The sequence below is a fragment of the Acinetobacter sp. YH12100 genome, from assembly GCF_013419135.1.
Lineage (GTDB): Bacteria > Pseudomonadota > Gammaproteobacteria > Pseudomonadales > Moraxellaceae > Acinetobacter > Acinetobacter pseudolwoffii.
In genome coordinates, this window is the sequence record NZ_VPAQ01000038.1 from 1 (window position 1) to 5,587 (window position 5,587).

A 5,587-nucleotide genomic window follows, 5' to 3' on the forward strand; every position below is an offset into this window, starting at 1 on the left:
GAAATTCATGCACGTGTAGCAGTCCTCAACAGATTTACGGAATTAGGTCGACCACTTACCCAAGTTACGCCTTAAATTTGGCTCAATTAGGGGCGCTTTGCATTTCAAATCTTTGTGCAACAAAGCCCTGCCGAATTTATGCTTTTTAAACAGAGCCAGTTCATGCTCGTATTTTTGAGTGAGAATAGAGAGATGTTGGTTGCATGCTTCCAGATGTTGAACTTTGCCATCTAATTGTTGATTGGTGACTTCCAGATGTTGAACTTTGGCATCTAATTGCTGATTTGATTGTGCCAAAGACTGATGCTGCATCGCCAATTGCCGGGTAAATTCCAGCAGTTGCTCATGGGTCAGTTGGTTTAAATCAGGCAGCGTTTTCATGACCGCAGTATGCCTGAGGTCATGAAGAGAATGAAATAGAACGTTTGGAGAATAGCAGAATGTACGAGCCTGGTTTAGAGCATCGTCACCACCTGCTGTCGTCCAATTCTCTGCCAGGGTAAACCCTGGATCAGTGCCTGCAACTGCTCTGGGCTGAGGGCTACGGTTTCACCCTGGTGAATCTGAGCCCAGTGAAATTTACCCTGTTCCAGCCGCCGGGCACACAGCCAGATGCCCAATCCATCATGCACCAGCACTTTCATGCGATGGCCACGCTTATTACAGAACAGGTAGGCGCAATGCAGTTTGATCGAGCCAAAGGCTCTCAGCACCTGAGCCATGGCAGTATCCATACCCGCACGCATGTCCATCGGCTGGGTAGAGAGCCAGATTTCATCGATATGGATCATGTTGCAAGTGCCTTGAGTAATTCTGCTAAAGCAGATATTTCTGATACTTGCCATTTCAAGCCAATTTCTGCTTTTGAGTGGGGTAAAGTAATTTGAACCGTTAACATGTCAGTAGGAGTAGGATCTAATGGTGCAGAGCAAGATAAGGCAATAAATGCAGGTTTATTCGGTAGTGGTGAGCGATCATTCCCTGGCTTACCATCAATTAAGCGAATCCATTTGGATACAAGATTTGTATTCAATCCATGTTGCAAAGCGACCGAAGCAATTGAAACGTTCGGTGCTTTAAGGCAAAGGATTTCTTTCTTTGCTTCGAGAGGTTCATGTTCATCAGGGTTGTTACGTCGTAAAGGCTGTACGGCCTTATTTGTCTCGGAGAGTGGTGGCAGTCCAAACAACAAACCCCATGACCATAACTTATGGGGCTTGTTGGCTATTTTGCTGCGTATTGTGTGGCTTTTTGTGATTAAGCCTTACATCGCTTCACGTTGTGCTTCATCTTCCAAATAGTTTTCTAAAGAATCATCTAGCGCATATAACCATGGCGTGTGATGTGGCTTAGCCATTTTTCCAGTCATTACTGAGCGATAGACTTTATCTCTAAAGCCCATAATGTTTTCTTTTTTATGCTTTTTCCATTGCATGAAAATATCATGCACTGCATCAATATTGAATGATGGATAGTCCGTCTGCGCAATCAGGCGTTTGATGTAGTCACCTTGGAAGCGGGCAGATTGTTCATCGTTCAATAGGCGCTGCTCTTTTTGATGTAAGGTCTGCGTATGGCTCTGCATTTCTGCCGTGCTTGGTAAAGCAATTTTGCCCAAAATCACATCACGGACAAACCATGCTTGCGCATCGAACATATTGAAGGTGTACCATTGATCTTGCATGCCCAAGTAGAACAAGCGAGGATTCTTTTCCCACACCACACCCTGATATAAACCCTGCGGATAAAGGCAGTTATGTGTTCTGAGGCGTAGGTTATCTTCAATAAATGGGAAGTGGTGCAAATAGCCTGTGCATAAAATAATGGCATCAATTTTGGCAGATGTTCCATCACTAAAATAAGCAGTATTTTCATCTACACGCAGTAATTGTGGCTTTTCAGACCAGTTTTTAGGCCATTTAAAGCCCATGGCTTTACTACGATAGCAACTGTAAATTTGCTTAGCACCGTATTTATAACATTGCGAACCAATGTCTTCGGCAGAGTAGCTGCTGCCAACCAATAACACAGACTTGCCTTTAAATTCCAGCGCATCACGGAAGTCGTGTGCGTGTAAAATGCGACCATGGAATTGATCAAAGCCTTCATAAACAGGAACGCGTGGGGTAGAGAAGTGTCCAGATGCAACGACAACATAATCAAATTGTTCTGAATAATGCTGTTGTTGTGCATAATCTTCGACATCTACCGTGAATTTTTGCGTTGTTTCATCATAGGCAATATGCTGAACGGCACTATTGAAACGAACTAAATCTTTGACCTGTGCTTTTTCTGCACGGCCTTTGATGTAATCCCACAGTACTGCACGTGGTGGATATGAAGCGATTGGTTTTTTGAAATGTTCATCAAAAGTATAATCGGCAAATTCTAGCGCTTCTTTGGGGCCATTTGACCATAAATAGCGGTACATACTGCCGTGGACAGGTTCCCCATGTTCATCTATACCAGTGCGCCAAGTATAGTTCCATAGCCCGCCCCAATCATTTTGTTTTTCGAAACATACAATTTCAGGAACTTGTAGACCTTTGGCCTTTGCTGACTGAAACGCTCTTAATTGGGCCATGCCACTTGGGCCAGCACCAATAATTGCAATTCGATCCATTGCTATCTCCATTAGTTTTGAGTTCTTAATTACCTCTCCAATTTTGAGTGTCACAATTTAGGATTTGAAATATAAGCATTATAAAGATAAGCAAATACAATCCTAAATTGAGCGATTAAAAATCTGTTCAAAATAGGATGTGAATTAAAAAAAAGAAAAAATAATAAAATGTGCTAAAGACAGTAAAAATTACCTAAGCAATTCATCTTTATAAAAAATACATTTTTTAAGAAAGCTGATCTTATCATAATTTCTGATTAATTGTGGCTTTGCTTAGTTATAAAAGTGAATTTAAAGTCATTCCATTAATATTTAAAATTTTATCATTTGGTATATGTTCTTGATTCTTATTAGGTTTTTCCTATAGATTCTAAAGAGAATTTTTTTAGATTTTTTCTTAAAATTTGTTTGAATTGAAGTGGTGGTGTTTCAAAAAGTATGCTGGGATTAAATGCAGCCATTATTGATGTGGAAGAAGGTTAAATCGAAAGCCTTAAAGTGGTTTTCTAACTTTTTCGAAAAATTACAGCTTCTCCTAAATCCACGCCTGAGCCGATGCCTGATTCTGCAATTATTACCTTCAATACCTACAGTAAAGAACTTACCAATCGATTGCTTATAATTTTAAAAGCAGTGACAAAACTGTCCCATAAATTACTCGAAATTCGCCTCCGACAAACCCGGTACGGTTCACCTAACTTTTTCAACTAACTACAAATGTGTCGCACTTGGGATTTGAATCTGCGTCGATAAAAATCATCTGCTGCCACAGAGAATCTATAAATAATAGTGCGCAAGTCCCAATAGATTAAAAAATGCTCAATTTTGGAATTTCCCCAAAGTTATCAGCTCTTCCAGGGCGAAAACTATCCCCAATTGCTGTGGATAAAATTTAGGCTATTTTGTACGCTTTATAGATCACCCGGATACCGCCACTTTTACCATTATTGCCTTGAGCACAAGGTGCTTTACGAATTCCACCACCATTTTTTGATTCAATCGCCCTGATCAGGCTATACCAAGAGATCTTGCTGGAGCTGACGATACCTTTCATCACTCACAAGCTCTTTGATTTGCTTGGTAAAAATACTGTTTTCAATAAATAAAATAGGTTTAAGTACGTCAATGGCGTATAAGAATTTTAGCAGTTTTAGAACAAAAAAAACGAGAGCTGTGAACTCTCGTTTCGCATAAGCAGAGGCTTACAAATATAAATATGAGCTATAAAAAAACCCGCATAATAGCGAGCAGGTTCTGATATTTGATCCAGACTATGGATTTTATAGAAATTATATTTCTAGATGATTTTGAATATTTTTCCACTTAAAGTACTTTGAAAAAGCATTTCAAAACTAGGTCGAATATCTTCACCATCGACGGTGATATGTTTTATATTCGAATGAGATTGGGTGGTGGCAAAATCATGATCCACAGTAGCTTGAATAGCGTATTTAACGCCAAACTGGTCTTTGATGCTGAGAGTCTGTTTAAACATATATATCCCCTTAAAAAAAATTGCAGTGGAAAGTCCACATAAACCATTGATGTTTATTATTTTTATTGATACACAACTTTATCATTTAATTTAAATAGCTGATTTAGAGAAGTGTAAAATGTACGACCATCCAAATTTAAATCAACCTCGATTCCAGATTCCAGTAGAACTCTTTTACCGACTTCAATTTGTTTTAAACCTTGACGTGTATTTTGCATTTTATGTAGAGGAATTAATGAAACAATAATTTCAGTACCATTTTTAGATTTTGCAATTAAATCATTTATTTTTAACAACTTATATCCTATTTTTTAGAAATTTTTTCAATTTTGAAAACATTTTAAAGTATAAAAAAAGCACTAATGAGTGCTTTTTATTACTGCTTATTATTACTTAGATAGCAACAATATTTACAGCATTCGGTCCTTTTTGACCTTGAGCTACACTGAATTCAACTTGCTGGCCTTCAAATAAGGTCTTGAAACCTGAATTCGCGATTTCGCTGAAATGAGCAAAAACGTCTGGACCTGATTCTTGTTGAATGAAACCAAAACCTTTAGTTTCGTTAAACCACTTAACAGTACCTTTAACAACATTTGAGTTTGACATAATATATCCTACTAATTTTTAATAATTTTTTAGTCATTTTATTGACTGATTAATAACTTTGAAATAATAAAGAAGCGACTTAAAATCTGAAAAAACGAAGGATTATGACTAAAACTGCGATACTTAAAGAAGATTTACCGGAACAAGACTTTTTTCTAGTTAACTTAACTATACACTAAAAATAGTAAAAATCAAGTTTTCTTATATATATATTTATTAAACTAATAAAATAAGATTAAATTAATTAAAAAATTCAGTAAAATCATATTTTTATTGTAAATGTAACAATATAAGGTAATATGTAGAGTTGAGTTAGATTGATAAATAATGAATGCGATTATATAGTTCTGTAATAACAATATTGATGTTTTTAATTTCGGGAATGATGATTTTTTCCCATATGCAAGTCATAGATAAACCGCCAAATTTTATAGCTTTAAATACTGATAATTAGCAGTATGTGATAAAAAACCGCCTGTTAGGTTAATGCCAGTCAGTTAAGGAAATTTAGATTAAAAATAAATCTAAATTTCCTTATTTTTGAATTTTAATTGATCTAATTTTATGTGTTATTGAACATAATTTTAGTTCTGAAATTCTTAACTGATCAGCATTAGCCTGTTAGGTAGTTTTTTACTTTTGAAGAAATAATAAATATCTTTTATTTAACATAAACCCTCATATACAAAATTCGGGTGTCAGCCCCAAATAGAAATGTCCGGTTGCTCCAAAGGGCTTTGTTGCACAAACCTATCTGTAAAGGCTTTTTCAGCGATATAATTTTCAAATGAAGAAGCCTACACACAAAATCTACCGCACAACCAATTGGCCCGCATATAACCGAGCACTCATGAGTCGCG

At 36.8% G+C, this 5,587-nt stretch carries 6 protein-coding genes and 3 pseudogenes; all 9 read right to left on the reverse strand.

Annotated features, from left to right (window positions below):
• Window positions 1-102: 102 nt before the first annotated feature.
• Window positions 103-381, reverse strand: a pseudogene (locus FTU40_RS14765) (IS66 family transposase); the annotation flags it as partial.
• 74 nt (window positions 382-455) lie between these two features.
• Window positions 456-845 (reverse strand): IS66 family insertion sequence element accessory protein TnpB, encoded by a 390-nt coding sequence (gene tnpB, locus FTU40_RS14770; RefSeq protein ID WP_100329899.1) that lies wholly within the window; start codon window positions 843-845, stop codon window positions 456-458.
• On the reverse strand, window positions 788-1,192 hold the full coding sequence (locus FTU40_RS15310) for an IS66 family insertion sequence element accessory protein TnpB (protein WP_227523651.1): 405 nt from the start codon (window positions 1,190-1,192) through the stop codon (window positions 788-790). The genes tnpB and FTU40_RS15310 overlap by 58 nt, the downstream gene beginning before the upstream one ends.
• A gap of 72 nt (window positions 1,193-1,264) precedes the next feature.
• On the reverse strand, window positions 1,265-2,623 hold the full coding sequence (locus FTU40_RS14780) for an NAD(P)-binding domain-containing protein (protein WP_074382685.1): 1,359 nt from the start codon (window positions 2,621-2,623) through the stop codon (window positions 1,265-1,267).
• Window positions 2,624-3,070: 447 nt separating this feature from the next.
• Window positions 3,071-3,330, reverse strand: a pseudogene (locus FTU40_RS14785) (IS1 family transposase); the annotation flags it as partial.
• Between the two features lie 206 nt (window positions 3,331-3,536).
• A pseudogene (locus FTU40_RS14790) lies at window positions 3,537-3,732 on the reverse strand (hypothetical protein); the annotation flags it as partial.
• Between the two features lie 188 nt (window positions 3,733-3,920).
• The gene (locus FTU40_RS14795; RefSeq protein WP_074382686.1) at window positions 3,921-4,118 is read right to left on the reverse strand and encodes a hypothetical protein; all 198 of its coding nucleotides are present in this window, start codon (window positions 4,116-4,118) and stop codon (window positions 3,921-3,923) included.
• 62 nt (window positions 4,119-4,180) lie between these two features.
• Window positions 4,181-4,414 carry a hypothetical protein gene (locus tag FTU40_RS14800; protein ID WP_005093624.1) on the reverse strand — a complete coding sequence of 78 codons (234 nt, stop codon included), beginning with the start codon at window positions 4,412-4,414 and terminating at the stop codon, window positions 4,181-4,183.
• Window positions 4,415-4,511: 97 nt separating this feature from the next.
• A complete protein-coding gene (locus FTU40_RS14805; protein WP_005093626.1) occupies window positions 4,512-4,727 on the reverse strand; it encodes a cold-shock protein in 216 nt (71 codons plus the stop codon).
• Window positions 4,728-5,587: the final 860 nt, after the last annotated feature.

Coding starts and splice junctions, on each gene's coding strand:
- tnpB (WP_100329899.1), bottom strand. CDS start 845: ATGGCAAGTATCAGAAATATCTGCTTTAGCAGAATTACTCAAGGCACT.
- FTU40_RS14780 (WP_074382685.1), bottom strand. CDS start 2,623: ATGGATCGAATTGCAATTATTGGTGCTGGCCCAAGTGGCATGGCCCAA.
- FTU40_RS14795 (WP_074382686.1), bottom strand. CDS start 4,118: ATGTTTAAACAGACTCTCAGCATCAAAGACCAGTTTGGCGTTAAATAC.
- FTU40_RS14805 (WP_005093626.1), bottom strand. CDS start 4,727: ATGTCAAACTCAAATGTTGTTAAAGGTACTGTTAAGTGGTTTAACGAA.